Raw genomic sequence first — 24,874 nt, 5'->3', positions numbered from 1 at the left:
GAGACGGGACCCGCAGAACGCCGCACACCGGACGAAATGCCCGTCACATGTTCAGTCGGGCGCTCGGAACACGTCGGTCACCTGACGTACACGGCGCGGCCGGCTTCGGACGAGAGTGGCCGGGCCGGCTTCCGCAACGGGGACCAAGGAAGGAACCATACGACATGAGGGGCTACCCATCAGGTGTTCAGGACCACTGCCCGGCGGCGGGCGAGGAGTGCCTCCAGCTGAGTCTGGACATCGAACGCGTGCTGGGCATCGCGGTGCGGCAGCCGGTGCGGGCCGTGTTCCGTTTCTCGCCGCGCTCTCCGCTGGTCGTATGCGCGGACCTCCGCGTCGTGGACGGCCCGCGCGCGCTGTGGCACATCGGCCGTGACCTGCTGCGGGACGGGCTGCGCAGGCGCAGCGGAACGGGCGACGTCCAGGCCTGGCCCTCGCCCCCTTTGCCGGGACGAGGGCAGCGGACCGTCCGGCTCCAGCTCGCCTCCCGTGACATGGCGGCCCTGTTCGAGCTGCCGGCGCAGCCGCTGGCCGGCTGGCTCCGGCACACGTATGAGCAGGTTCCCGCCGGCCGCGAGTTGTCGGGAGTCGACTGGGCCGCCACGGCCGCCGGTCTCCTCGGCGCCCCGGGGCACACACCTGTGTGAGACCCGGCGAAAAGCCCGGGCCCGGATGAGGAACGCCCGCTCCCGACGGACGAGTTGCGTCATCGGGAGCGGGCGTCCGCGTGCAGAGACCCAGTGGGTCAGGAACGGTAGTCGCGCAGGAACAGCGAGCCGCTCAGATCGGTGCGGTCGGCGTTGACGCCGTTGCCCCGCGTGTAGTCGTTGTTCTCGTTGTCGGCCCAATCCTGAAGGGCGCCGGCGGCCGTCCTGAGGTGCTGGAACGTGCCCGGGTCGGCCGCCCCCGAGCCGAACTGGTACACCTTGGAGGTGTCCGCGTAGGCACGGTACGGCTCGTAGGGGCCTCCCGGTGTCAGCTGCTTGGTCAGGGTGTTGTGGAAGAAGACGTTCTGCGGTCCGGTCGATCCGGACCAGCCGACTCCCTTGCTGCCCGCCGCCCAGTAGATGGGCCACCAGGTGCCCTTGTCGCCGGCTCCGCCCTCACCGCCGCAGTTCGTGTCGCACTCGCCGGAGGAGTGGTTGTACGGCACGTGCACCGTGTTGTTCTCGAAAAGGTTGCGGTGCTCCCATCCTCCGTGGAGGTTGAGGTCGGAGTCGAAGTCGTTGCCGAGCGCGACGTTGCCGGACGCCGACCACTGGAAGGTGAAGTGCCGCAGGTTGCGGCTGGTGTTGAAGGCGTACAGGGAATCCCAGACGCGCGATCCGCGCAGGTATCCGTTGCCGCCCTTGCCCTTGTTCCAGGAGCCGTCGAAGACGTTGTGCTCGACCTGGATGTTCCTGGCCACCTCGGTGACCACCGGATGCGAGCCGGTCATGTCGGCGCGGACACCGCGCACCCAGGAGTCGGATGCCCATTTGAAGACGATGCCGTGCATGGCGTACTCGGGCGCCATGTTGCCGTAGTTGTGGACGGCCTTGGCCGGGTCGAGCTGATAGGTGCCGCCCCCGAGCTTGGGCAGGCCGTTGACGTCCTCGGTGAAGGAGAAGTCCTCGAACCCGACGTCCGTGATCATTTTGAGCGGGGTGACCTTGCTGGCGTAGGGCCTGCTGCCCACACCCAGAGCCGGTGAGCCGTCGGAGGTGGAGTCCACCGGGACGTCGAACTCCAGGGGTTTGTCGAGCGTGACGGTGTGCTTGGCCGCGTCCACCGAGGTGATGGTGAACACCTGCTGGCGCATGTGGAGGTTCTCCAGGCGGCCGTCGTCCGCCGCGGCTCCCGCGACCTCCTGCGTCTGGTAGAACTTCAGGCTGTTCGCGGCGCCCACCCACAGGTCACTGCCCGGCTTGAACACGTCCATCTTCGCCTTGGCGTTGAGCTGGACGGTCCGGTCACCCTGGCGACCGGCGTACTTGGGGTCGGCCAGCGTGCCGGCCACGGCCACGCCCGACTCCCAGTGCTGGTTGACCGAGCCCTCGAAGAGGTCGCGCCGGTTCTCCGGGATCTTGTCGGGGTAGCCGCAGATCTTCAGGTACTTCTCGGCGACCTCCCGGGTCTGGACGCGGAACAGTCCGCGCCCCGGCCAGATCCAGCCACCGGTGCCGACGTTGTTGCCCGTCGTGAAAGCGCACTTGTGGGTCATGCCGCCCTGGTCCCAGCGCTCGCCCTTCTCGGTCAGGACGTCGTAGCGGGTGTTCTCGTCCGGGCGGAAGACGATGCGCGTGCCGTTCGCGGGGTCCGAACCCTGCCCCCGGATCACGAGGTAGGAGGCGTCCACGGACAGCTGCTTGCGGACGTCGAGCACGCCCTTGGGCAGTTCGATCACCGACAGGCGGCCCGCACGGGCCGATGGGGTACAGGAGGTGCGGATCTGGTCGATGGCGGCCTGGAGGCCCGCCGTGTCGTCCTGTCCGTCGTCCGCCCGCACCTTGAACTGGGCCGCCAGCGTCGCCGGCGTCAGGTGGCAGGTGGCGTCGGGATTGCGCGCGGCCGCGCCGGGCAGTACTTCGCCGCCCCGGTACCCGGCGTGACTCCAGTCGGGCAGACCGGCGACGGGACCGCGACGGTTGCCGCTGCTGAGGACCGTACTGTTGTCGACCGCGCCGTCCACGTCCCCCGGCTGCACGGACGGTCTGCCCGCGCAGGACGCGAACACCGGGGCGTCGGTGAGCCGGGCCGCGATCTTCGACAGGCAGGCGGACAGGGCGAGTTGACCGTAGTGGTTGGGGTGGATCGCCTCCTGCTGGTTGCCCTGCGCCTGCCAGGGCAGGTTCTTCAGGCCGTCCACCAGATACGGCACCCAGCGCACCCATTCGGCGCGCTCGGCCGGGAGGGGGGCCGACAGCTTCTGCCCGGAGCCGGCCTGCTGCGTCGTTCTGCTGCACAGCTCGTGTCCGGCGAACGCGTCCTGGAGGTCGAGGAAGGAGACCCCGGCCTCGTTCGCGGCGCCGCGCAGCATCTCGCTGACCCGGGGCACCACAGAGGAGTGCGCCCAGTCGCTGTCCGCGTCCAGGAAGGGACAGCCCCCGCTGAGGTAGCGGCTGTAGTTGGCCGGCGGCACCGGCGCGTTCTCGGGATCGCGGTAGTCACGGCCGAGCGGCAGCGGGTTGGCGTAGGACTGCAGGACGATCTGGTACGTGTCGTCCGGCTGGCCCGCGTCGCGCAGGGCCGTGCGGATCGCTGCCACCGACCGCACGACCTTGTCCCGCACCGGACCGAGGGCGTCGGCGAACTCCTTCTCCTTGGCGCCCCGGCAGCCCTTGTTGAACAGCGAGGGGTAGAAGTACGCCTTGACGCAGTCCTGGAGGATGTCGGAGAACTTCAGGTCGTTGCCGCCGATCGACAGGACGACCATGCGCACGTCGTTGTTCCGGGCGATGTCGCGCAGATCCTCGACCTGCGGCCGCTGGCCCTTGAACCCCGTCGTCGTGACGTTGTCGGTCGTCGCGCCGGAACAGGCGATGTTGAACCGCCGCTCCACGGGCACGTCCTCGAAGGACGCACCGCGGATCTCCGCCGAGTCCGAACGGTCGCACGCGCTCCCGCCCTGGTCGTACGAGGTGTCGCCGTAGACCCGGGTCGCGTCGTGGTCGCAGACGCTTTCATCGCCGTTGCAGTTCACCGCGGCGCGGTCCGTGCCCCAGGCCGAGCCGTTGGCGGAGGCCGCGGCATTGCCGGCCCACCGGCCACCCTCACCGGAGATGTAGCTGTCACCCATGGAGACGATGGCGCTCGGGGGCCCGCAGGCGTCCTCCGCGGCGCGTGCCACCCGTGTGCCGGTGGCCGGGTCGTAGGCGGTCTCGTAGTCGAACTTCCACGCCGTCCTGCAATTGGCGCTGCCGACCGGCGCGAACCTCACGGGCCAGTGGTCGGACTCGCCGCGCTGTTGGCTCCGGGTGACCGCGAAGTTCGTGAGCCGGTCGCTGGCGATCATGTAGTCGAGCGCGTACTCGGACTTCTGGGTGTAGACGGGTTTGCCGCCGGGGCTGTGGTTCTCGGCCGCGTAGAACGTGTTGGGGAACCGGTTACGTGTGACGTCGGCAAGACTGTTGAAGTCGCCCAGGGCCCGCCACTGCTCGCCGGCCATCTTGGCGCCGATCGTGTCGATCAGGGCGACGGCGTGCGGATTGGGCTTGTCGCCGGACCGGATCGACGCGGCGTGGATGTCGAAGTACCAGGTGGTCCCCACCTTCACGCCGAAGGCCGGGCGGGACCTGATCCACTTGTTCTTCGGATCCTCGGCCGGGAAGATCTTCACTCGTGAGCGCAGGTCGCCGAGGTCCTGCGGCACGTCGCGCAGCCAGATCGCCATGGACTTGCCGGTGTTGCGGTCCTTGGCCGGTGTGCCGCTGCCGTCCTCGTCCTGCTCCTCGTCGTCGTCGGAGGTCGTGCCGAGCTCCGGGCCCCAGGCGGCCTTGTCCTGGATCTTCAGATAGAGCAGCACGCCGTCGGGATACCGCAGACCCTGGCCGCCGTACTTCTTGGCGTAGAGGCTGTACTTCAGGCTGGGGAAGCCGGCCGGGGTCTTCGTGGTGTCGGCGCTGTTGTCGGTGAGCAGCACCGCCTTGCTGATGAAGTCCTTGTCGGGGGCGGTAGTGGCCTCTTGAAGGGCCACCACGTCCGCGTTGGGCAGCAGTTTCGTACGCACGTCGTACCACGACGTGCCTCCCTGCATGTTGAACGTGATGGCCGATGCACCGGCCGGGGCGACCGCTTGCGCAGCCATGGGCGCGAGGAGCGCGAGGACCGAGGCGAGCAGTGCCACGCACAGGCTCTGGGCGACCACCGGTTGCTGCCAACGCCCGCGTCTGAAGCGCGAGTTGGATCTGGGCGTTCGTATGGACACGTGTCCGACTGCCTTCCTCCCCCGCGCCGGCACGCCGCCGCCGTCACACCCTTCACACCCTTCACGCGCTGCACACGTTTCACATGTGAGGACCGACCGCCACGGGCGGTTCGACGGTTCACGGGACGGGGCGGGACGGGGCGGATCGGTGGCGGTCGACGTCGTGGGGATGGTCGTGAGATGAGGGATCTGGACAGGCGGGCCGGCGCGGCACAGGACCGTGCCACCCGATATGACAACCGTGAACTTCCCTTGTCGGCCTCACAGTTGGAGAACCGACACCACGGACGCCGACGCGCAGGCACCTACCCTTCCAGGGAGCGCGATGCTGACACGTATTCAATCGACATGTCAACCAACCTCATACGAGGCACCTCCAGAGGGCACACGTGTGAACTCTGGTTCCGCACGACGAGGCAGCCTCTGGACACGTCGTGCGCGCGATCCCGCCCGTGGACGGCGGCGACCAGCGCCCACCCGCGGGCTCCCGAACCCGCGGCACAGCTTTTCGCGCGTGACGCCGGGACCATGCCCAGCGAGACACACGCAGTACGCGTCCTGTGTAGAGTCATACGTGTGGGTAAATCGGAAGGAGACCTCGGGTAGACGCCGCTGTGGAGCGTGTGGTCTGGATACCATGCGCAGCAACACCCAGATCGAGGGAGTGACCGGTTGTGAGCAGCCAATCAGCCGCCAAACTCCGATCGCGATATGTGGAGCAGGTCGCGTCGGAGCTCGAAGAGAATCGCAGGCGCCAGGGAGAGCTGGCCAAGGAAGCCGAGCAGCTGAAGCAGGAGGAGGAACTGCTGTCGGACATCCTCCGCCTGGCCGAGCGGTACGAGGGTTTCGCGGACGCCTCACGACTGCCGGTACAGACCCAGGACGAGCCCGCTTCCCCGGCGCCGGGGCGCCGCGCCCCGGCTGCATCGTCCGTCGGGCCCTCGACGTCGTCGGCCCGGCGCAGCGCGGCGCGACAACCCCTGCTCCAGGACGTTCTGCTGGACCTGCTCACCCCCCACGAGGAGCCGACTACGGCGAAGGAGCTGCGGGACGAACTCGTGGCGAAGCATCCGGCCCGCACCCCGACGCCCCAGGTGGTCCGCAACACCCTGGAGTCACTCGTCGCCAAGGGGCACGTCCGGCGCCACAAGCGGGGACGCGCGGTCTCGTACGACGTGATCCGCGGGACGCGAGCCAGCTAGCTGGTAGTGCTTCGTTGGGTTCTTGGTCTGGGTCTGGTGGTTTTGAGGGGGCGCCCGCAGGTGGTGCGGGTGCCGTTCCAGCACCTCAGCAGGTCTTGGAATACGTCGGGGGCCCGGTAGAGGCTCGGGCTGGTGCCTGGTCTTCTGGGTCAGGCCTGCGCGGGGTGAGGAACATGCTCTTGATCCACTGTCCTGGCCAGATGGCGAAACGCTGCTGAAGTGCTAGACCCTGTCGTCAAAATGTGATCTGCCCTCGGTTCCTCTTTGACGGGTTACGGCCATCATGGGCTGATGAGTAGATATGCTGAGGTCATCGTCCTGGCGCGAGGGGCTGAAGAGGTCATGGAACCGCTCACTCGCCCCGACGAGGGCCGAGACTGGCACCAGTGCTTCACACGTGTGGATGACGGCATGTTCGACGGGTCGCGTGTGCCGTCCATGGAGTGTTACGCGTGGGTTATCCAGTTCATCCGCCACAACTGGCGGGGATTGCTGAGTCATCTGGAGTGTCTGGCGTGGCCGGATCCGTATTCCGTTCAAGTCCTCGTTCGCGACGAGGAGGACGACTGCTTCGGTCTCTGGATGCTCTATGACGGCAAACTGGTCGAGGTGTCACTGCCGCGTACCGAACGAGAGCCGTACTCGTCGTCCGTCACCGGAGTCCTTTCCCGGACCGACCGTCGCGCTGGCGAGTTGCGCTCAGGGGCGTCAACGGTCACGCCCACATCAGGAGCGAGGCGAGGGTGACGGCGGCCTGGTAAGACTCGGCGGTCTTGTCCCAGCGGGTCGCGATGGCACGCCACTGCTTGAGACGGCTGAAGCACCGTTCCGCGACGTTGCGTTGTCTGTAGAGCTGCTTGCCGAAGCGGGGCGGGCGTCCGCCCCGACTACCGTGCCGGGCCCGGTTGCGGACCTGGTCGGCACGCTCGGCGATGGTGTGACTGATGCCGCGCCGACGCAGCCAGGTCCGGATCACCTTCGAGCTGTAGCCCTTGTCGCCCAGCAGATGGGCGGGCCGCACCCGGGGGCGTCCCGGACCGATCCGGGGCACCCGTATCGCCTCCATGACAGCGGTGAACTGGGTACAGTCGCTGGTATTCCCGCCCGTGAGAGTGAAGGCGAGCGATCTGCCGGACCCATCTCAGGCCAGGTGGATCTTGCTGGTCAGGCCGCCACGCGAGCGTCCGAGCACGGAGCTGCGGAGCCCCCTTTGTCGGGCCCCGGCGGCATGCTGGTGGGCGCGCACGACGGTCGAGTCGACCGACACCAGCCAGTCGATGTCGTCGGCCGCGTCCGCCCTTGCCTGCGCCGACCGGAGCATCCGCTCGAAGGTCCCGTCCCTGGCCCACCGCCGGAACCGCGTGTGGAGCGTGGCCCACGACCCGTCCCGCTCGGGCACATCCCGCCAGGCCACCCCGGTCCGGAACTTCCACACGATCCCGTTGAGGATCCTGCGGTCGTCCAACCGCTTTCGGCCCCGCAACGAGACCGGCAGCAGCGGACGGACAAGCGCCCACTTGGCATCGGACAGTTCATGGCGACGTATCACCCGACCATGATCCACCACTCAAGATCAGCATTTGACGACAGAACCTAGGGCAACTGCGGCGGAAGCCAAGCGTGATGACGCAGGATCATGCGTGTGGCGATCCGCGAGGGCGTCATGCGCATCGCCGTGTTCCGCAAGGCCACCGCCAGCGGGTGCGAGAGTTGCTGGCCCATCCGCCCGGCCTGCCGGGCAGCCCGCGCGACTGCCTGACTGCGTGGGCGACGCTGGGCGTCATACCGGGCGAGTGCGGCTTCGACGGTGGGCGCGGTGGCGAGTGCGGCGGCAAGGGTGACCGCGTCCTCCAGTGCCTGGCACGCTCCCTGTCCGAGGTTCGGCGTCATCGCGTGCGCCGCGTCGCCGAGCAGCGCCGTCCGGCCGACGACGTACGAGGCGAGCGGCGTACGGAGCTCGTTGACGTCGTGGTGCAGTACGGCGTGGTCCGGGGTGGCGTCGAGGAGGGCGGGGATCGGGTCGTGCCAACCGCGGAACCGCCGGCGCAGTTCGGCCAACGGATCGGCGAAGCGCGTTCCGGCGGGGAGGTTGAGGACCGCATGCCACTCGGCGCGCCCGTCAGGGAATGCGATGTGCCCGAACTCGGCGCCACGCCCCCAGGTCAGCTCGAAGTCGGTGGTCGGGTCCACGGCCTGGCCGGTGATGGCGCGCAGAACGGTCGAGCCGCTGTAGACCGGGCCGGGGTGGGCCGGAAAGAGCAGCCCGCGGACCTTGCTGGCGACGCCGTCGGCCGCCACCACCAGATCGGCTTCCAGTACCGTGTCGCCGCAGCCGACGCGAACCCTGCCAGGGTTGATCTGCTCGACCGAGCCCGCCTCGGAGCCCATCAGTAGCGACTCGGCGGGCAACGCCTCGCGCAGAAGACGGTGCAGGGTCGAGCGGGGGATGCCCGTGATCGGCGTGCCCACCGCCTGCTCGAGCTCCGCGCCGTCCATCCGGGCCAGCCAACTGCCCCTCGGCGTACGGGTCCCGCCGCTGTACTGGCCCCGCGACGCCTTCCGCACCGCCTCGCCCACGCCCAGTCCGTCCAGGGCGCGAAGGCCGTTGGCGGCCAGCGAGATGCCCGCCCCGGCGTCTTCCCGGGCCGGCGCGCGCTCGACCAGCGTCACCTGCCAGCCGATGCGGCGGAGCCCGATCGCAGCGGCCAGCCCGCCGATACCCCCTCCGACGACCACAGCTGTGTTGCCCATGGCAGCCCCCTCACCTTCTACACCTGTAGAACGCCGACTCCGTGCGACCCTACCTGAGCCGCTACAGGTGTAGAAAAGGAACCATGGCTACGGATCGGCGCACCCTGCTCGCGGACGCGGCCCTCGACGTACTTGCCGACACGGGCATACGCGGTCTGACCCACCGCGCGGTCGACCGCAAGGCGGCCCTGCCGTCCGGCACCACCTCGGCGTACTTCCGCACCCGCGCCGCGCTGCTCACCGCCCTCGTCATGCGCCTCGTTCAACTCGACCAAGCCGAACTGCAGTTGACGGCCGAGCAGCTCCCACCTTTTCGCACCGCCGAGGAACTCGTGGACGGCATGGCCCTGCTCACCCGGCAACGTCTCACCGGCGAGGGCCGCCGCCGCTCGCTCGCCCGCTACGCCTGCACAGTGGAAAGCGCGCGCGACCCGGAGCTGCGCGAAATCCTCGTCTCCCGCGAGAACGCCGGCCGGGAAGCCGTACGCCGGTTCCTCGCCGAGCACGGCGTGAGCGACCTCGAAAACCGCACGCATACGATGCTGACCTGCCTCGACGGGCTGGTCTTCGACCGGCTCGTGCGCGGCGGCGAAGTGCCGCGCGAGGCGCTTGAGGGCCTGATCGCCGCCGCCCTGCGCTGAATGACGGTCACGCACCGGCTCGTTCGACGCCACGGACCGCCCGGCATGGTCCTCCGTCGTCGGTAGGCGTGGGACCACTGACCGAGCAGCAGCGTGATCGGGTCCGACCTCGACACGTACGCGATCCAGCCAGCAAGTCACCTTCGCAGCGCGGCAGTTACAGACCCCGTTCTTGACTTGTAGGTCAAGAATCATGTTAGCGTGCTGACCATGGGAAGGCCCAAGCAGTTCGATCCGGATGCCGCCGTCGAGCACGCCATGCAGGTGTTCTGGCGGAAGGGGTATGCGGCGACCACTCCACAGGACCTCGTTGACGCGATCGGCATCGGCAAGGGCAGCCTGTACAACACCTTCGGCAGCAAACACGCCTTGTTCGAGCGGGCACTCCGCCGCTACCGCGACAGCCAGGCCGTCGCGCTCATCGAGATGGTCGAGGAGCCCGGCCCCGTCAAGGTTCGCCTGCACAGGACTCTGCGGCTGCTCGCCGAGATGGACCTCGCCGACCCGGACCGTCGGGGCTGCATGGCAGTGAACACGGCGGCCGAACTCGCCGGCACGGACCAGGTGGCGACCGAACTCGTGAAGCGCATGTTCAGCCGCACCGAAGACGCCTTCCGCGCACTGATCGAGGAGGGGCAACGTTCAGGAGAGATCGCACCGGACCGTGATCCCGCGGCGTGGGGAAGCCTGCTGCTGAACACAGTCGTGGGCCTGCGGCTCATGGCGCGTGTTGCCGAGACTCCCGATCGGCTCGTCCGGGTGATCGACGCGACGGTCGACTCCCTCTAACGCCGCACCGGCAGCCACGCCCCTCCCCTCCGGACCACCCCTCCCCTCCGGACCGACTGTCCCCTCGGGACCGCCCGCTGCCAGCATTTTGTACCCACGGTTCAAGAATTGGAGCGTCATGCATCTCCGCCTCACCGCCAAGACCGCCGTCGTCACCGGTGCCAGCCGCGGCATCGGACTCGCCACCGTCCGGGCTCTCACGGCCGAAGGCGTCCGCGTCGTGGGCGCCGCCCGCACCATCACGCCCGAGCTGAAGGAGACTGGCGCACACACGGTGTCGGCCGACCTGGGCACCGCCGAGGGCGTCGCCACGCTCATGGACAGCGCCCTCACCGAACTGGGCGGCATCGACCTGCTGGTCAACAACGTCGGAGGCGGGGATCACGTGGAACCCGTCGGCTTCCTCGAGACCGACGACTCCCAGTGGAGCCGGGTCATCGATCTCAACCTGCTCAGTGCCGTCCGCGCCACCCGGGCAGCACTGCCGAGCCTGATCGAGCGCCGCGGGTCGATCGTCAACGTCGCATCCATCAACTCCCGTCTGCCCGCCGCCGGTCCGGTCGCCTACAGCGCGGCCAAGGCGGCCCTCGCCGCGCTCGGCAAGTCCTTGGCCGAGGAGTTCGGACCCCGCGGTGTCCGGGTGAACACCGTCTCGCCCGGAGTGGTCCGCACCGCCATCTGGGAGGACCCCGATGGATTCGGCGGCAAGGTCGCGGCGGGAGCCGGGACCGAGCACGCCACGTTCCTCCAGCACATCCCGGAAGCCTTCGGCATCACCACCGGCCGCATCACCGAGCCTGCAGAAGTCGCGGCCCTGATCACGTTCCTCCTCTCCGACGTTGCGGGCAACATCACCGGCGCCGACCACGTCATCGACGGAGGCACCGTCAAGACGCTCTGAAGTCAGTTCAGGTCCGACCAACGCGCGCAAGCTCGCGCCGGATCGACAAGTCGGCCCGGCGCGCATCGGAAGCATCCGGGACGTGAGCCATTTCGCCGACCGGACCTCACACACTCCGCGGGTCGCCGCTCTGAAGGCGCGGGGCCGCACGCATGACTGGCGTCACGGCCCGGGCAAGGTGGCTGATGGCCGACGCCCGCGCGGCGTCGGGCCCGTTCGGGGCGTGCGCTACGGCGACGGCGGGCCCGCGGCACAGCCTCCACCCACCTGCACGCCCAACTACCCCTGCTGGCACGGCAGTTCAGGACGACGACAGATGGGGCGGGTGCCACCCGGTCGGGTCGGGATATTCACTGGTGGCCGACCACGGACGCGAGTCATACTGCCGCGGTGGATCCAGTGACCCTTGAGACCACCCGACTGATGCTGCGGACGTTCACCCTGGCCGACGTGGATGCCGTATACGAAGCTTGCCAGGACCAGGCCATCCAGCACTACACCCCCGTGCCGGTGCCGTACCGGCGCACGGACGCGGAGCAGCTCATCGGTGAGAAGCTGCCCGCCCAATGGGCCGAGGACCGGGACTACACCCTCGGCGCGTTCCGCAAGGACACCGGCGCCCTGGTCGGTTCGTACTGCCTGACCCTCGTCAGCCGCGGCGTCTGGGAACTCGGGTACTGGGCGGTCAGGGAACAGCGCGGCCGCGGGTACTCGGTGGAGGCCGCTCGGGCCCTGTGCGACTGGGGCTGGGCCACCCTCGACGCCCATCGCATCGAGTGGTGGGCCATGGTCGGGAACACCGCCTCGCGTGCCGTGGCCGAGAAGCTCGGCTTCACCGTCGAGGGGACACTGCGCAAACGCAGCATCGCCAACGACGGCACACCGCACGACTGGTGGGTGGGCGGACTGCTGAGGCCGTGACCAGTTGCACGACCGGGCCGCTGCGCACACCCAGGTGTCGCAGAACAGGTTCCCGTCCGTCCGAAGGGTTGCTGCCGAGGTCGGCGAGGGTGCCGAGGATCGGCAGGGGGGCCGGCCGCCGAGTTCTGGCGGGGAGGGCGGCCCGCCCGGACGGAGGCGGGCCGCCTCTGCCGCGCCCGGTGACGCCGCCGCTGCGGATGCGGCCCGCCTCGGATCCGGCCTCCCCCGAGTGGGGCGTGGGCCGGGCGCGGTGGGGGTCAGAGCAGTTCCTTGTACATGTTCCAGCCGCCGCCGAGTGAGGCGCGGGGCTGGAACTTGCCGCCGTAGGCGCCCTGTCCGTCGTAGCGGTAGCCCTGTCCTGACGGGTCGACGGCGATGAGGTCGGTCGTCCCGTTGCCGGACGCGTCGGAGACGGTGGTCAGCATGGTGTAGCCGTTCCAGCCACCGCCGAGGTCCTGGCGCGCTGCGAAGGGGGCGTTGGCGTCGCCGGTGCCGGGGAAGAGCGAGAGGTGGCCGTCGGTGCCGCGGGCCAGTACGTCGGCGCGGCCGTCGCCGTTGACGTCGCCGGAACCGAGAACGCGGTTGTACGTGTTCCAGCCTTCGGCCGCCTTGATGCGACTGCCGAACTCCTTGCCCCCACCGTCGCCCGGGTAGATCCACATCGTGCCGGCCTTGTCGCGGGCGAGCAGGTCGCCGTGGCCGTCGCCGGTCAGGTCGCCTGGCCCGGTGATGGAGGTGTAGCCGTCCCAGCCGGCACCGAGGTCGGCGTGCGCAGAGAAGCTGTCGACGACGAGATGGCCTGCTGTCAGGGTCAGCGTGGCGGCGACGCCGGTGCCGTCCAGTGAGTTGGCGTTTCCGATCCTGTCCTTCTGCGGGGTGTCGGAGCTGGTGGGTGCCGAGAACTGGCCGTTGTTCGTGACGTAGCGGGACGAGGTGCGCCCCTCGGCGTCGCGGCCGACAAGGAACCGCTGATCGATCGCGGCGACTCCGCCCACCCCCGCGATCATGTCCGCCCGGTTCCAGCCCGAGCGGTACGGGACCGGGTCCGCGAAGTGGCCCCCGCCGATGGAACGGTAGAGGTACAGGTTGCCGGCCAGGTCGCGGGCGAGGAGGTCGGAGAGGCCGTCGCCGGTGCGGTCGTCGGCGCTCAGGAGCTGGTTGTACGCGTGCCATCCGGCGCCCAGCTCGACGCCCGGCTTGAACGGCTTCTCGGGGTTGCCGGTGCCCGCGAAGAAGATGAGGTCGTCGGTCCTGTTGCGGGCGAAGACGTCGCCGACGCCGTCGCCGTCGGCGTCGCTCACACCGACGATCTGGTCGAAGTCGCTCCAGTCGAGCCCGGGCAGGTCGATCCGCGCGCCGAACGGAGCCGTCACATCACCGGTGCCGGGAAACAGGTACAGCTCTCCGCGATGACCGCGGGCCAGCAGGTCGTTCTTGCCGTCCCCGCTCAGGTCGCCCGCAGCCACGATTCTGTCGTAGGCGTTCCAACCGCTGCTGGCCCATATCGCCCGGTAGGGGCCGTCGTTGACGTCGGCGAACAGTTTGAGCGTGCCGTCGGAGGTGACGGTGATGATTTCCGGCTTTCCATTGCCGTTCAGATCGCCGGGGGTGACCAATTGGTGGGCACCGACGAGGTCAGCATCGACCAGCAACGGATACGTCTTGTCGTCCTGCTGGGCCAGTCCCTGAAGCAGAAAGCTGCTCGGATAGCCGATAGAACCGTTGCGGACGATGTCCCCGAGGCCGTCCTTGTCCCAGTCGTACCGCGGCGCGGCCTTGTCGGCAGCCGCGGCCTTGGGCGTCGCCGACCCCTTGGTGTCGGCCAGCGCCGGCGTGCTCAGCAAGGAGCCGACCGCCGCCAGGGCAATCGCCGTACAGGCCGCCGTGCGACGGGCACGCTTGGACATGTGGGTGCTGCGCATGATCCCCCCAGGGACAAGGACGTACGCGAATGACGTACGCAGAATGTGCCCGGGCGCGGAATTCCGTACGCCCGGTAGGTAAATGAACCCTATGGAGGGGCGTTGGGCCGGGAAAGGGAGTTCTGTGACAGCTCTGTCACAGAGCGGGCCGGGGTTGCCCCTCCTGGCCACCGCCTCCGGCTGAGCGCCCGACGCCCGCAGGCGGGACGATACGTTTGCCGCGCTGGGCTGCGCATACCGTCCCGCGAGGCCGGGCACGGTCGCTCGCGGCCCGCCTGTCGGCACGCAGTGACTCATGATCCGCGCATTGCCAATCGCGAGTTCGACGTCATTCCGTGCGTGGCCGCCAAGTACCCGGGTAGTCAGGGGAGTTGTAGGGCTCTGTCGCGCTCCGCTATTTGCCGGCGGCCGATAACGTTGTCGCACGAGCAACACGTGATGGTCATCGCACTCGTCGCATCGCATGGAATACTCCTCGCTTCGATCCCCCGCTGCCGCCGCCATTGCCGCTGCCGTTGAGGGGGATCAGGGATTCCAGGTGGGCGCCCTTGACCCAGGCGCCCAGAAGGTCGCGGTGAAGGGCCACGATGTTCTGGCGCACTGCCAAGCCGAGCGCATCCCGTGTGAAGCTCTGGCCGGTGGTGACGAACAGGGCTACGTCCGCGCCGTGTTCGGGGCGTGCGGTGCCGACGAATTTCTGCATGTCGTGCGAAGAGACGCTGCGGTGCGGGGCGTACTTCTTGCACTGCACGACGACTTTGCGACCGTCGGCAAGGTATCCGATGACATCCGCGCCGAGATCGCCGCTGCGACCGCTGACGACGACCTTGGTGCAGCCGTCCCGGCGGCACAGGGCGGCGACGTACGTCTCGAACTCCTGCCACGACAGCGCGTCGACCTGCGTCATGGAGAGCTCACGCGCCCTCGCCTCCTCCTGAGCACGCCACTGCCGGTCCTTGCCGACCGCCGTCCGGTGGGCCCGCCACAGCGTCCAGCCGCCCCCGCCCGCCACCACCGCGAACAGCACCGCCAGGAGCACGGGCCACACTGCGGCCCAGTGTGCGGCCAGCCACACGGCCAGCCCCGCCCCCACGGCCACCCCCCACCGCTGGAGTTGCCTACGGGTCCGCTTCTTCATACGGCGCCGCCGTCGCTGCGCTGCGATCACTCCCCCGCTCCCTCCCCACCGTTGTCTCCCCCGCTCCGCACGCTCTCAGCCGTTGAGGCGAGCCATGCCGGTGCCACCTCGCACCTTGCTGGTGCGTGGGATCACCGCGCGGCGTGGGTGATGCCGTTCGCGAGCTGCCCCAGGACGTTGAGGATGCTCTCGCCGACCGGCGTTGGCGCGATCAGAACACCCAGGGCCAGCACGATGACGACGGTCAGCTTCTCGTCGGTACGGCTACGGGCCTCCGTACGCCGACGCAGCCGCCACACCACGATCACCACGAGAAGCAACGCCACGTTGATGGTCAGCAAGCCCCCACGCCCCCCTCGTCCCACCCGGAGCACTGCCGCTCCGCCGAGGGGCCAGGCGCCACCCCGCGCTTCTGTGTGTAGCGCCGTGGTGACGGTATGCGAGGGGCGTTTCGGGGTGAATGGCACAAAGCCAGCCGGTGCTTGTCCGGATATCGGCGCCGATTGCCGGCCTGCGGGGAGCTGCGGGGCGCTCCAGGTTCGCGGATGCGTGCGCGCGCCCAATCGAGCCGCAACGGCTGCCGATCCGCGACCGGGAGGGCGCCCGCCTGAGCGGATTTCGTGCCTGATCGACATTGCTCACTTGCGCCATTGTTGTCGAACTACAGCAGCGGATCGCCCCGGTCATGATCACATGCGAGCGGCAGATACATATGATGCGGGCATATCCTGCAAGTTGCGTGCGTGACCGCGCAGTTGCTGGTCCTCTGGCAGTGCAGTGGAGCCGACGCACCGATGGTGCGCCGTCCGACGAACTCTGGAGGCATCATGTGTGGCACCCGCGGCGACCAGAACGGGCAAGTCGGTGGGGACTATTCGAGCCCGGGCGACCCGGGGAACCCCGTGCCGGAGCCGGATCCCGATCCAGTCGATGACTGAAAGCCTTCCAGGAAGTTGGAGGGGCCTGGCCGTCGAGCTGCGGTCCGTCTACGCGGCCGCAGTCGACGCCGGGACCTCCGGGGCACTTCACCGACCGGACCTTGCTGCTTGAGGCCTCCTGATGGTGGCGCGCCAGCACCGATCCTGCAGGCCGCCGACTGCCCGTACGGCCCGAGGACGGTCCGACCAACGTCCCGTTCACCAGCACTGTGCCGTGCGCCACGATCGTCGCCGACATAGGGCACTACGGCACTACCTCGATAGCTCGGCGGCGAGGCTAAACCGCAGTCTCGGTTCAGCAGGCTGGTCCGTGGGCTCGGAACGGGCTCGGTGCAGACTTCGCAGCACAGCCCGCATCCGGAATACGCGGGTCGGCTGCGCACGCCTCGTCCGCTACCGTGGTGGCTTCTTGAACCGACACATACCGAAAGGTCGATGCCATGCCTGCCGCGCGATTCTTCTTCGACGGCGGCATAGTCCTGTGGGCGGCCACGCCCGAGGACAAACAGGTATGGGGATACGCAATCGAACTGGACCAGCTACCGGTCACCCAAGACCTCCGCGACATCCTGGAGGGGCTGATCGAGCGCTTCGACACCTCGTTGAACTGGGACTACCCCCCGGACCCGGGACCGTGGCGTGAAGCGGAGTGCCACGACTTCAACGAAGCCGTACGCGAAGCGCTCGGGCGCCTTCGCACCGAACTCGGCCCGACGTGGCAGATCCTCGACGAGTTCACGCCCCTGCATGAAGACCCCGACCTCGACAGGTACCTGGCCGACCCGGCCGGGTTCCTTCGAACCTGACCTCAGAGCGAACGCAGCGCGATCGGTCACGATGCCGAAGGCCACCGGCCCAGCGTCGTCCCTTGGACCCGCCCCGGGCGCCGGCTCTGGTTCCGGCCGCGACGCCGCGGACCGGAAGTGTGAGACCCCCCGTACAGCCTGACGGCCGGCGCACGCGCATCGGTCCGAGGATGAGCACGTACGCCATGGCCGGCCGGCCCCCTGGCGCCCTTCGCCCCTGCACACACGCCGCATGCCTCGGCGCCAGGGCGCGGGCCTACCGTCAGTCGGCGTACATCTGCTCGTCTCCGTCGTGCGCCGTGCAGTCCTCGCCCCTGAAATAGCAGTTCTCGGCCTTGGCGCGGCTGCTGCGGTCGAAGGGCAGGTCGCTCTTGCGCGTGCGCGGCTGGACTACCGCCTCCAAGTTCGCGACTTCTCCCGGCACTTGGGAGTTCGCGGCGGCGATCCAGGAGTTGTACTCCCTGGACCGGTAGCTGGCCGGCGCCCCTGGCTCTGCGGGCAGTTGTGTCCACGAGACGCGGATCGAGCAATCCGGGCGCCCCTGTTCGCCTTCGATCTGGAAGGCGTAGCGGAGGACGGAGGAATCGTTCTGGGCGGGCGGGTGGAGGGTCTGCAGGCGCAGTTGGTAGCAGTCCTGCGGGCGGGAGGCGGCTGTCTGGCCGACGGCCCACGTGCTGCTGGGGATGGACACGGCACCGGCGCCGAGCGCGCCGACCAGGGCGATGACGGAGAGGATGAGGCGTGGCTTCATGGCTGGTTCGCGGCTTCCGTTCAGTACAGGGGAATGAGGGCGCTGACGCTGGTCTCCGGGCGCAGCGGAAGCCATCGGAGGTCGTGGTAGGCCACCCGTCCCAGATCGCAGGAGGTTCCGGTCCAGCAGGGGGTTTCCCGGTCGGCACGGAATCCCGGTTCCTGGGTGGGCCGGCTGTTGTTCGCGCCGGCTCCGGGCTGCCCGTTGACGGTCACGACGCGGTAGGCGCGGAACGGTGCGGTCGGGGGGCACCAGAGGGTCGCGCGGTAGTCCCAGAGGTGCCAGGTGCCCTTGTCCGCGTCGCGCAGGTCGACACGGCACTGCTCGGGAATCCAGAAGTCGCACAGGTCGCCCTCGCTGTGACAGCCCACGACGTCCTTGCCCCGCAGCTCGTTCTCCTCCCGGTCCAAGAACGCCGACACGTCTCCGGGTTGCGGCTTCGGCCGGGGCTCGACCTTCGGCCCCTCGTAGTCCCGGCCCGAAACGCACGGGCCGTTACCGCACTTGAGGTACCAGCCCTTGGAGACCACGGTGTCCATGCTGATGCGGTCCCTGGTCCGCTTCGGAATGCAGCCCGCGCCCTCGCGCACCCAGTAGTCGCCCCGCGCCTGCACCTTGATGAAGCGGGCCGTCGCGTCGATCCGCGATCTGCCGGTGGGCTTGATCGTCAGTGTGTGGGACGTGCCGAAGGTAGAGGACTTCTCCTCGGACACCTGGTGCTGGTAGGAGTACGTGACTTCCAGGCCTGCCTCGAAGAGCTTGCCCGGCGAGATGAGTTTGCCGCCCAGCTTGGCGCTGAATCCGTGCGTGTCGGACACGGTGTTCTTCGTCGACTTCGACTCCGACAGCTGCAGCGTGCGTGGCAGCGTGTCCCCCTCGTCGATGGTCTGGGTGTCCAGAGGCTCGGTGTAGACGGCGGAGTACCCATTGCGGACCGCGTACTGCACCCCGTTGCAGGGGATGCTGTACGGGTTGGCGAAAGCCTTGTCCGTGCTGCGCGCCTCGTCGGCGGGAGCCCGCTCGGCGGTGAGCATCGGCAGAAGTACGGCCAGTCCCAGTGCGAGAGCCGGCACTCGACGCCGCCTCCTCTTCCCCGGGCCGGGGCGTGCCCTTGTCGCTGATGCGGGTCCGAACATGACGCTCCTTCACACGGTGACACGGCGAACCGGGACCGGCTCACCGACACGACGAGCTTCGTGATCACGCAGCGTCACGGCAAACACGCCACGCTCACCGTGGCAGGAGCACGCGGGGCACGTCGGCGCCACCGACCGAACGCGCACGCCCGCCGAACGGCCCCATGGAGGGCAGCGAATCCCGGCGATCGCTGGAGCGGCATGTGGGCACGCCCCGTCGCGCTTGGGGACACGTTGGCTACCCCGTCTCGCGTGGACTCGCAGATCACCGCACCGGGCCGTCCGTGAGCCCAGCCGGGCCGGTCGGCGTGCTCGTCACCGCCCCCGGTGGCACCAGCGCCGCGCCGCCTGCGGACCGGTGGTTGTCGCACCCGTTCGGCACGGCGTGTTGGCGCGGGGCTGCGGCGCAACGCACGTCAACCAATTGGCCTGCCGGGGCCGGGAGTTCAACCAGCGGACGCGTTCGAAGCGCAGGCAGCGCATGGGTGGCAGGAGTCGTGAGGGGTTGTGGTCGCTCCGTCGACCTCCGCGATGACCTCGGCGGTCCAGGATCCGGGTTCCAGGGGTGACTCCCAGATCACGTCCGCGCGTATTCCGTGGAAGTGGTACGCAAGTCCCTTCACCATCGCCTCTGCGGCGGCGCATGCCTCGACCGGGTCCGCCGTGGCCGGGACGTCGGCGAGGTGCCCGCAGTGCATCCCGCCGTCCACGGTGGCGACACTGTGGCGCCAGCCCATCGGTGTGGCGAAGAGGGCGATGCTGTTCGGCACACCCAGGGCAGGGCGCTTTTCCTTCTCCCGCTTGCGTCTCACCACGGGCCATCCAACCTGTTCGGCGTGCTGAAGTTCCAGGGGGGTGGCGGTTCTGGACGAGCCGCCGCCCGTCTCGACCGCCGGCCGGCAGGCGCGGGTCTTCCTTCTTTACCGCCGCCTTCGTCTCCAGCGCGTGTCGGGCTGCTCCTCGGGGAGGTGGACGATGGCCACGTCCGCGCCCTCGCGGGCCCGGATCCACGCCCCGCCCAAGGCACCGCGGGCAGCGGCGACCGGCCGTCAGCGGCTGGCGACCGCCAACTGGCAGCCGAGGCCGACGAAGGCCGCGGCGAAGGTCCGACGCATCCAGGCCAGAACCTTCGGACGGGAAATGATGTGGTCGCGGACGGCGGCGGCGAAGGCGCCGTAGATCACGAAGACGACAAAGGTCATGATCATGAAGATGGCCGACAGCTCAAGCATCCGCGGCAGCGTGTGGGGAGTGCCCGCCGGGACGAACTGGGGCAGGAACGCCAGGAAGAACATGGACAGCTTCGGGTTGAGGAAGTTGATGAGGACGGCGGTCCACGTGACCTCCGCGGCCGACCTGTCGCGCGCCTGGCTCGTCCCCTCGGTCTCGATCTTCATGGCCCCCTTCTCGCGCAGGGTCTGCCAGGCGAGGAAGAGCAGGTAGCCCACGCCCGCCCACTTGAAGCTCTCGAAGGCCAGCGCGCTGGTGTGCAGGATCGCCGCCAGTCCAGCGATCGCCGCGGCGAGGTGCGGGACGATGCCGAGGGTGCAGCCGAAGGCCGCCACCACCGACATGCGGAACCCGCGGGTCAGTCCGGTACCGACGGTGTACACCGCGCCGGTTCCGGGCGAGACCACGATGATGAAGGCGGTGATGAAGAACTCGACACTCATGGACGTCCACTCCCCCTGGCCCGAGCAGCACTCCTGCTCCTGTGACGGCACCACTGTGCCAGGGTCTGGGCCGATCGGAGCCCGTATCCGCCATCCGGACCTCCGAAGGCACCGTTCCTCCCGAGGCATCGGGTCACCAGAGGCACCGGGTCACCAGAGACTGCCTACGGCCGCCGGCAGCGGCGCCCGGCCCTGCGCACGGCGACACTGCTCCGGGCGCTTGCCGCGGCCTGTTTCGGCGAGCCCCGCCCCGTGGGGCCGGGTCCCGTACCAGAGTGAGGCGTATGCTCCGCTTCTTCCGCGGCTCGGACGCGGTCAGTGTCCTGCTCGCAGCCAGTGTGTTGCTGTACTCGGCGTGGCTCACCGAATTCCTGCTGATGGCCGGGCCCGACCCGCTGCACACGTACGTCAGCGGACTCGCCGCCCTCGACATGCCGCACGGTGCCCTCTATCGCACGACCGACCTGCTTGCCGGCATCTGCGCGATCGCAGCCACGGCGCTCCCACTGCCCGGTTCCCCGGCCCGGCGTCCGTGGGTGAGCGCCGGATGGTGGGCCTTCGGTGTCTTCGGGGCGGCGACGGTGATGGACTCGCGTTTCCCGTTGAGCTGTCGTCTGGTGGCCGACCGTGCCTGTTACGACCGTGACGCGGCCGGCCTCGCCCCCGTGGCCCACAGCGTGCATGCCACCACCAGCGCGGTGGCCACCGCGGCCGCCCTGGCCGCCATGACCGCCCTGACCGTCGCCGCCCGCCGCTACGGTCTGTGGCCCGCCCTCGCCCGTCACGGACATCGCATTCTGCTCGCTCAGTGGGCCGTCAACGTATGGCTAATGATCGCCACGTTCAGCTTCATGGGGTGGCACATCAATCCCTGGGTGGGCCTCGCCGAGCGCCTCCAGGAACTCCTCCTCGCCGCCTGGACCCTGCTGCTCGCCGCGAGCCTCGCCCGTAGGCATCCCTGCGATCATCATCGCCGCCCCGGGGTACTCGGCGCCTGAAGGCAGTTTCACTCCACCGAACGGAAGGTGCGGCCCCATGGCGCAGGAGACGACGAACGACACCGGCAACCGCTTCTGCAAGGCGTGCGGCACTCCCGCCGAGGACGGCCGGCTGTGCAAGCACTGCGGCGCCGCGCTGGGTGTGCCCGCCGACGACGACGGGCTGACCGAGGACCAAGGCGCGGTGGCACGGCGCGTCGTGGACGGGAGCGGGGAGCGGCACGGGTCGCAGGAGTCACCTGCGTAGCCGCGCATATCAGGCGTGCTCGCGCATGTTGAACGGGGGCCGCCGGGGTACACGGGCCGGCATGGCAACCAAGTCCGAACGCGTCATGTCCCTTCGGGCCGTACGGCAACTGCGCCGGGTCCGAGCCTTCTACGCCTCGGGTTTCACCCTGTGGGGCGTGTCGACCGCCTGGACGGCCTGGCAGTCCCCAGGCAGTCGGCAGATGTGGGCTTGCGTACTGCTCATGGTCATCTTCACCGGCCTGCTCGGCGTGGCGTCCCTGTGGCTGCAACGCCTCCAGGCCCGCGACGGTATGCAGGTCGCCCATCACGCAGCCTCTCGCAGGACCGCCACGGCGGGGCACGCCCACACCTGACTCGGGACGCGCGACGTTCGGCACTTCGCCAGTGCGTCAACGGGCCTGGCTGGACGGCTCGTTGAGCCCTGGGGCGCCCCGGCGGCACTTGCCGCGCGGGGCGCTTCGCGATGCACGGACGGTCTTCGGGACGAACGCGTCCGGCCGGTTTCCGGTTCCTTCGCGACGCCCGGCCCGGGCGCTCGCACCCCCTGCTGGATGCCGTCGCCAGTGACGCCCACGTCGAGCGGCCGGTCCTTGAGTCTTCGTTGTCACCCAGCTCTGCGGGACACCCGCTCAGTGCAGGAGGGTTGCCCCGTCCACGACGTCGGCCGGCGCGGGCGGCCGGATGGCCAGGGGCTCGTCGAAGGCGCCGAAAGACGTGGTGGTCTCGCGGTCGGTGCCTTCGTAGAAGACCTTGAGGATGTAGGGCTTGCCCTCGACGGCGATGGAGAAGGTGAATCTGCCGTTGCGGTCCGACTCGTCGTGCACGACCACCTCGATCGCCTCGCGGCCGCCGACGGTGACCCGGTTTCCCTTGGTGGCCACGCCGAACGACCGGAACTCGTAGGGGCACGAGGCGAGTCTGTCACCCGGCTGGGCCTTGCTCGCCGGAGTCTTGATCCAACGGTTCTGGGCCTCCCTTGCGTCGAAGCCGGCCTTCCTGAGGTAGGCGGCGTCCGGACGGACGTAGTCCGTCTCGTCGATGCGGATCTGCTCCAGGGTGCCGCCGCCGTGCGCGTGGGTGGTCTTGTTGGCACACCTGCTCTTGCGGTCGGTCGTGCTGTGGGACGAGTTCGACCCGGAGGCGGAGACCTCGGTGCTGTCGATGGTCACCGAACCGAGCGCCCCCATCGCCTCGTTGGCGTCGTCGAGCAGCTGCTTGGCGGGTCGGTCCGCAGGGGCGGTGGGGCTGTCCCCACACCCGGTCAAGGCGGCCCCCACCGCCGCACACACCAACACCACTTTGATGGCGATCGTCGCCGTACGCACAGGAAACCCCCAGGTCATGAGGGGGAAACACTAGCGGAAGGGGTGAGGGGGCGGTCCACGCGGGGTCTTGGCGCATGCTGTGAATCCGTGACCGTTCCGGCCCGGCGGGAGGGGGCCGACGGGACGGACGGCCGGTCACGGCGGGAGAGCGTCGCGCGGCTACTGGTTGACGCAGGGGTTGCCGAACGACGGGTTCAGCAGGGCGATTGAGTCGAGGTCACCCGCGGGCCGCCCGGCGCGCCGGTCAGGCGGGCGCGAAGACGGCGCGCAGGGTGTGGGCGCGGTCCATGGTGAAGTTGACCTGGGCCTGGGGGGCGTACTGGACCCCGTCGTAGATCCAGCCGGCGAGGCGGTGTCCGGGCTGCGGACGGGCGGTGACGCCGACCACGGTGCCGGGCTTGTAGGGGCCGTAGACGCCGGGCCGCACGGTGCCGCCGTCGGTGGCGGACAGGGCGAGGGCGTAGCGGGTCCGTGCGAAGGTCAGCGTGCGGTAGCCGGCCACGACGGGGGTCGAGAGGCGGGCGAGGGCGGCGTTGTCGTTGTTCCGGTCGCCGAGGGGCTGGCCGTCGACGCTGTTCTCGGTGTTGGAGTACTGGTTGACCGTGACGCAGCGGGTGGGGCACGAGGTCGCGTAGGCCATCAAGGTGTGGAGGGTGCCGCGCGGGCTGATCCATCCGGTCCCTGAGCGCGTGTTCAGGAGGTTCCGCCAGACGTCGCCGGGAACCTGGGAGTCCAGGGTGTCCCGGTCGTGGAACATGCCGAGGTTGTGGCCGATCTCGTGACCGAGGTTGTACCAGCCGGTGAGTGACCTGAAGTCGACGACGGAGAAGGCGTGCCGGGCGTTGAAGTCGCCCTGCGTGGGGAGGTCCCCCTGGCCCGAGGACTGGCCGGGGTCGATGCTGTTGACGACCGTGACCAGGTCCGCGCCGTACCGTTGGCGCAACGCGGCCGCGGTTGCTCCGAGTTGAGGGTCGTCGGGGTTGTTCAGCTTGCCGAGGAGTGCGGCGGAGGTGTTGTCCCCCTGGTAGCCGGTGTCGTACGTGCCGATGACGTCGATACTGGCGGGGATGCCGCTGTCGGCGAAGGCCTCGTTCATCTTCCGCTCGGCCCAGTCGATCGTGTTGATGACCTGCTGTTCGCCGCCCGCCTGGGCCACGGCCCTGCGCGTGTAGCCCGCGATGACGTCGATGACCACCGGGTCGCCCGTCCTGGCGCGGGACCGGTCGCGCAGCCTCGCGTGCGGGGCGGACACGGACGCGGATCGGTCGGCCGCGCCCAAGTCGTCGTCGGGGCTCGGCTGCGGGCGACGGCTCGGGTCCTCCTCGGTCGCTTGCAGGAGGGAGCCGTGCCCGGCAAGCGTCTCCAGGCGGTACACGCGGGTGCCGAGGTCGGCCACCACTTCGACGGCGGTGTCGGACTCGTCGTCCTGCCGGTCGGTGCCACACACTCCACGTACGGACGCGATGACGCTGGTGTCGGGACGGCCCTTGACGTGGCCGCTCCAGGTGAGGGTGCCTTCCTTCTCCTCCGCGCCGTCCTCGACCGCGGTGATCCGGGTGTCGTCGAAGAAGACGAAGGTGTGCTCGCTCGGTGCCCCGAACGGTGCGCGGTCACACAGGTCGGCGAACGCCGCGGCCCGCAGCGGGAAGGTGTCCTCACGCAGCACCTCCTTGCCCTCCCTGGCCAGGGAGGCGTTGGCAGGCGTGGAGGGTGCGGCGGAAACGCTGGAGGGCGAGGACAGCGGCAGCATGGCGAGAGCCGCGACGCAGCCGGCCAGCAGGCGGGCGTGCCGAGGGCGGCGGGGAGAGTTCATGAGGTGAAGGAGTA

At 69.2% G+C, this 24,874-nt stretch carries 21 protein-coding genes and 1 pseudogene; 10 read left to right on the top strand and 12 right to left on the bottom strand.

Features of this window, described 5'->3' with window-relative positions:
• The first annotated feature begins 164 nt into the window (after positions 1 to 164).
• Positions 165 to 647: an SsgA family sporulation/cell division regulator gene (locus ACGF3I_RS15825; RefSeq protein WP_393132217.1), complete on the top strand. Its 483-nt coding sequence runs from the start codon at positions 165 to 167 to the stop codon at positions 645 to 647.
• Positions 648 to 745: 98 nt separating this feature from the next.
• Here ACGF3I_RS15825 and ACGF3I_RS15820 read toward each other — a convergent pair whose 3' ends face one another.
• Positions 746 to 4,846, bottom strand: a complete 4,101-nt coding sequence (locus tag ACGF3I_RS15820) for a GDSL-type esterase/lipase family protein (protein ID WP_393132215.1) — start codon at positions 4,844 to 4,846, stop codon at positions 746 to 748.
• A 734-nt stretch (positions 4,847 to 5,580) separates the two neighbouring features.
• Between ACGF3I_RS15820 and ACGF3I_RS15815 the strand changes: the two genes are divergently transcribed.
• Positions 5,581 to 6,108 carry a BlaI/MecI/CopY family transcriptional regulator gene (locus tag ACGF3I_RS15815; RefSeq protein WP_393132213.1) on the top strand — a complete coding sequence of 176 codons (528 nt, stop codon included), beginning with the start codon at positions 5,581 to 5,583 and terminating at the stop codon, positions 6,106 to 6,108.
• Positions 6,109 to 6,823: 715 nt separating this feature from the next.
• Here ACGF3I_RS15815 and ACGF3I_RS15810 read toward each other — a convergent pair.
• Together ACGF3I_RS15810 and ACGF3I_RS15805 are read right to left on the bottom strand one after the other, a co-directional pair.
• Positions 6,824 to 7,654 (bottom strand): annotated as a pseudogene (locus ACGF3I_RS15810) (IS5 family transposase).
• Between the two features lie 47 nt (positions 7,655 to 7,701).
• Positions 7,702 to 8,859, bottom strand: coding sequence for an FAD-dependent monooxygenase (locus ACGF3I_RS15805; protein ID WP_393132211.1), 1,158 nt, complete (start codon positions 8,857 to 8,859; stop codon positions 7,702 to 7,704).
• An 83-nt stretch (positions 8,860 to 8,942) separates the two neighbouring features.
• Here ACGF3I_RS15805 and ACGF3I_RS15800 point away from each other — a divergent pair, with 83 nt between their 5' ends.
• From ACGF3I_RS15800 to ACGF3I_RS15785, 4 genes are all read left to right on the top strand, one after another.
• Positions 8,943 to 9,500 carry a TetR/AcrR family transcriptional regulator gene (locus tag ACGF3I_RS15800; protein ID WP_393132209.1) on the top strand — a complete coding sequence of 186 codons (558 nt, stop codon included), beginning with the start codon at positions 8,943 to 8,945 and terminating at the stop codon, positions 9,498 to 9,500.
• Positions 9,501 to 9,710: 210 nt separating this feature from the next.
• Positions 9,711 to 10,289 (top strand): TetR/AcrR family transcriptional regulator, encoded by a 579-nt coding sequence (locus tag ACGF3I_RS15795; protein WP_393132299.1) that lies wholly within the window; start codon positions 9,711 to 9,713, stop codon positions 10,287 to 10,289.
• Between the two features lie 118 nt (positions 10,290 to 10,407).
• Complete coding sequence (locus ACGF3I_RS15790; RefSeq protein WP_393132207.1) at positions 10,408 to 11,190, top strand: oxidoreductase; 783 nt, start codon at positions 10,408 to 10,410, stop codon at positions 11,188 to 11,190.
• A gap of 390 nt (positions 11,191 to 11,580) precedes the next feature.
• Positions 11,581 to 12,111 (top strand): GNAT family N-acetyltransferase, encoded by a 531-nt coding sequence (locus tag ACGF3I_RS15785; RefSeq protein WP_393132205.1) that lies wholly within the window; start codon positions 11,581 to 11,583, stop codon positions 12,109 to 12,111.
• Between the two features lie 257 nt (positions 12,112 to 12,368).
• Here the strand turns inward: ACGF3I_RS15785 and ACGF3I_RS15780 are convergent, their stop codons facing one another.
• The 3 genes from ACGF3I_RS15780 to ACGF3I_RS15770 form a co-directional block, all read right to left on the bottom strand.
• Positions 12,369 to 14,033, bottom strand: coding sequence for an FG-GAP repeat domain-containing protein (locus ACGF3I_RS15780; RefSeq protein ID WP_393132203.1), 1,665 nt, complete (start codon positions 14,031 to 14,033; stop codon positions 12,369 to 12,371).
• Positions 14,034 to 14,475: 442 nt separating this feature from the next.
• The gene (locus tag ACGF3I_RS15775; RefSeq protein ID WP_393132297.1) at positions 14,476 to 15,171 is read right to left on the bottom strand and encodes a restriction endonuclease; all 696 of its coding nucleotides are present in this window, start codon (positions 15,169 to 15,171) and stop codon (positions 14,476 to 14,478) included.
• 131 nt (positions 15,172 to 15,302) lie between these two features.
• On the bottom strand, positions 15,303 to 15,512 hold the full coding sequence (locus tag ACGF3I_RS15770) for a hypothetical protein (protein ID WP_393132201.1): 210 nt from the start codon (positions 15,510 to 15,512) through the stop codon (positions 15,303 to 15,305).
• Between the two features lie 1,037 nt (positions 15,513 to 16,549).
• On the opposite strand from ACGF3I_RS15770, the gene ACGF3I_RS15765 reads away from it, so the two are divergent.
• On the top strand, positions 16,550 to 16,915 hold the full coding sequence (locus ACGF3I_RS15765; protein WP_393132199.1) for a hypothetical protein: 366 nt from the start codon (positions 16,550 to 16,552) through the stop codon (positions 16,913 to 16,915).
• A gap of 262 nt (positions 16,916 to 17,177) precedes the next feature.
• Here ACGF3I_RS15765 and ACGF3I_RS15760 read toward each other — a convergent pair whose 3' ends face one another.
• From ACGF3I_RS15760 to ACGF3I_RS15745, 4 genes are all read right to left on the bottom strand, one after another.
• Positions 17,178 to 17,666, bottom strand: a complete 489-nt coding sequence (locus ACGF3I_RS15760; protein ID WP_393132197.1) for a hypothetical protein — start codon at positions 17,664 to 17,666, stop codon at positions 17,178 to 17,180.
• A 20-nt stretch (positions 17,667 to 17,686) separates the two neighbouring features.
• A complete protein-coding gene (locus ACGF3I_RS15755) occupies positions 17,687 to 18,739 on the bottom strand; it encodes a hypothetical protein (protein ID WP_393132195.1) in 1,053 nt (350 codons plus the stop codon).
• A gap of 509 nt (positions 18,740 to 19,248) precedes the next feature.
• Complete coding sequence (locus ACGF3I_RS15750; RefSeq protein ID WP_393132193.1) at positions 19,249 to 19,617, bottom strand: hypothetical protein; 369 nt, start codon at positions 19,615 to 19,617, stop codon at positions 19,249 to 19,251.
• A gap of 234 nt (positions 19,618 to 19,851) precedes the next feature.
• Complete coding sequence (locus ACGF3I_RS15745; protein ID WP_393132191.1) at positions 19,852 to 20,475, bottom strand: LysE family translocator; 624 nt, start codon at positions 20,473 to 20,475, stop codon at positions 19,852 to 19,854.
• Positions 20,476 to 20,759: 284 nt separating this feature from the next.
• On the opposite strand from ACGF3I_RS15745, the gene ACGF3I_RS15740 reads away from it, so the two are divergent.
• The 3 genes from ACGF3I_RS15740 to ACGF3I_RS15730 all read left to right on the top strand — a co-directional run bounded on the left by ACGF3I_RS15740 (position 20,760) and on the right by ACGF3I_RS15730 (position 22,075).
• Entirely contained in the window at positions 20,760 to 21,473 is a 714-nt protein-coding gene (locus ACGF3I_RS15740) for a DUF998 domain-containing protein (RefSeq protein WP_393132190.1), read from the top strand.
• A 37-nt stretch (positions 21,474 to 21,510) separates the two neighbouring features.
• Positions 21,511 to 21,720: a hypothetical protein gene (locus ACGF3I_RS15735; protein WP_393132188.1), complete on the top strand. Its 210-nt coding sequence runs from the start codon at positions 21,511 to 21,513 to the stop codon at positions 21,718 to 21,720.
• 61 nt (positions 21,721 to 21,781) lie between these two features.
• Positions 21,782 to 22,075 (top strand): hypothetical protein, encoded by a 294-nt coding sequence (locus ACGF3I_RS15730; RefSeq protein ID WP_393132186.1) that lies wholly within the window; start codon positions 21,782 to 21,784, stop codon positions 22,073 to 22,075.
• 276 nt (positions 22,076 to 22,351) lie between these two features.
• Here the strand turns inward: ACGF3I_RS15730 and ACGF3I_RS15725 are convergent, their stop codons facing one another.
• Positions 22,352 to 22,987 (bottom strand): hypothetical protein, encoded by a 636-nt coding sequence (locus tag ACGF3I_RS15725; RefSeq protein WP_393132185.1) that lies wholly within the window; start codon positions 22,985 to 22,987, stop codon positions 22,352 to 22,354.
• Positions 22,988 to 23,291: 304 nt separating this feature from the next.
• Entirely contained in the window at positions 23,292 to 24,860 is a 1,569-nt protein-coding gene (locus ACGF3I_RS15720; RefSeq protein WP_393132183.1) for a M12 family metallo-peptidase, read from the bottom strand.
• Positions 24,861 to 24,874 lie beyond the last annotated feature (14 nt).

The organism is Streptomyces sp. NPDC048111 (assembly GCF_043202815.1).
GTDB lineage: Bacteria > Actinomycetota > Actinomycetes > Streptomycetales > Streptomycetaceae > Streptomyces.
Note: the sequence above shows the minus strand (reverse complement) of the source record. Positions and strands in the feature narration are given on the sequence as shown.

Bases quoted from the DNA above. Each gene is read 5' to 3' on its own strand.
- ACGF3I_RS15730 (WP_393132186.1), top strand. From the start codon at position 21,782: ATGGCAACCAAGTCCGAACGCGTCATGTCCCTTCGGGCCGTACGGCAA.
- ACGF3I_RS15780 (WP_393132203.1), bottom strand. From the start codon at position 14,033: ATGCGCAGCACCCACATGTCCAAGCGTGCCCGTCGCACGGCGGCCTGT.
- ACGF3I_RS15735 (WP_393132188.1), top strand. From the start codon at position 21,511: ATGGCGCAGGAGACGACGAACGACACCGGCAACCGCTTCTGCAAGGCG.
- ACGF3I_RS15795 (WP_393132299.1), top strand. From the start codon at position 9,711: ATGGGAAGGCCCAAGCAGTTCGATCCGGATGCCGCCGTCGAGCACGCC.
- ACGF3I_RS15825 (WP_393132217.1), top strand. From the start codon at position 165: ATGAGGGGCTACCCATCAGGTGTTCAGGACCACTGCCCGGCGGCGGGC.
- ACGF3I_RS15760 (WP_393132197.1), bottom strand. From the start codon at position 17,666: ATGAAGCCACGCCTCATCCTCTCCGTCATCGCCCTGGTCGGCGCGCTC.
- ACGF3I_RS15765 (WP_393132199.1), top strand. From the start codon at position 16,550: ATGCCTGCCGCGCGATTCTTCTTCGACGGCGGCATAGTCCTGTGGGCG.
- ACGF3I_RS15720 (WP_393132183.1), bottom strand. From the start codon at position 24,860: ATGAACTCTCCCCGCCGCCCTCGGCACGCCCGCCTGCTGGCCGGCTGC.
- ACGF3I_RS15805 (WP_393132211.1), bottom strand. From the start codon at position 8,859: ATGGGCAACACAGCTGTGGTCGTCGGAGGGGGTATCGGCGGGCTGGCC.
- ACGF3I_RS15800 (WP_393132209.1), top strand. From the start codon at position 8,943: ATGGCTACGGATCGGCGCACCCTGCTCGCGGACGCGGCCCTCGACGTA.
- ACGF3I_RS15745 (WP_393132191.1), bottom strand. From the start codon at position 20,475: ATGAGTGTCGAGTTCTTCATCACCGCCTTCATCATCGTGGTCTCGCCC.
- ACGF3I_RS15775 (WP_393132297.1), bottom strand. From the start codon at position 15,171: ATGAAGAAGCGGACCCGTAGGCAACTCCAGCGGTGGGGGGTGGCCGTG.
- ACGF3I_RS15740 (WP_393132190.1), top strand. From the start codon at position 20,760: ATGCTCCGCTTCTTCCGCGGCTCGGACGCGGTCAGTGTCCTGCTCGCA.
- ACGF3I_RS15790 (WP_393132207.1), top strand. From the start codon at position 10,408: ATGCATCTCCGCCTCACCGCCAAGACCGCCGTCGTCACCGGTGCCAGC.